The 858-nt window shown below is 41.3% G+C and carries 1 protein-coding gene; it reads right to left on the bottom strand.

The genetic code is table 11. From position 1 onward, the window contains the following. Positions 1-858, bottom strand: an 858-nt coding sequence (locus GEZ85_RS10105; RefSeq protein WP_153210218.1) for an IS30 family transposase, incomplete at both ends; no start/stop codon positions are given.

Below are 858 nucleotides of genomic sequence, written 5' to 3'. Positions count from 1 at the left end.
AAAAGCAAGGAGTTCATGGGCTGACTTTCCATTCAAAGCAGCGCGTTTGACACTGTTGACATGCGAACAAACGAGATTAATGTCCTCTTGAGTTAAGTTGTCAAAAGAAGTTCCCTTTGGTAGAATATCGCGAATCAGCGTGTGATTTTTCTCAATTCTGTCTTTCTGGTCAGAGCGATTAGGGTCACAAAAGAAGAGTCTACTCTCTCCTCGCACATCCATTTCGATTTCATCAACCCTGACAAACTCTTCACCATTATCTGTCAGAATGACAGGAAAGAGTTGGAAGAAATCTTTGTCAGCTTGGTGAAGAGTGTTCTTGATGTCATAGAGGTGTTTGGTAACCTCAAGGGCAGTTTTATTATCCAGAAGTCTAGCGAAGATAAAGTTACAGAAAGATAGATTGAAGGTGAGTAGGACTTTACCTCCCATCCTCCCCAGAACTGTATCCATTTCTAGCCAAGAGTCTAGTTGATTAAGGGCTAAATAGTTTTGGAAATCCTCATAGGAACGGCTTTTTTTCGCTTCTTTAGGGATGGAAGGTAGCTTACTTTTCCGTCTTTCTTTGAATTTAACGGCTCTGGCTAGGTCAATAGGAGCGATAGATAGGTATCCTTTTCGGATGTGTCGATAGACAGTTGAGGAGCTGACATCAAGGTTATGAGTTTTGAGGATATGATAGATGTGTTGTCCCTTTTTAACACCATCAGAAATGACTTTGTCCATGTCCCAGAAGGTCTTGGAATTGAGGGGAGTTCCTTCACGAGCTTCGACAAGAGTTTGTTCGTACTGCTTTTGAGCTTGCTTAGCGAGGTAGAAGATTTTTTTAAATCCACAATTTTGTCTTCTTTTAGGGCA

This window comes from Streptococcus mitis (genome assembly GCF_009496205.1).
GTDB lineage: Bacteria > Bacillota > Bacilli > Lactobacillales > Streptococcaceae > Streptococcus > Streptococcus mitis_BN.
This window is presented reverse-complemented; position numbering and strand designations above follow the sequence as displayed.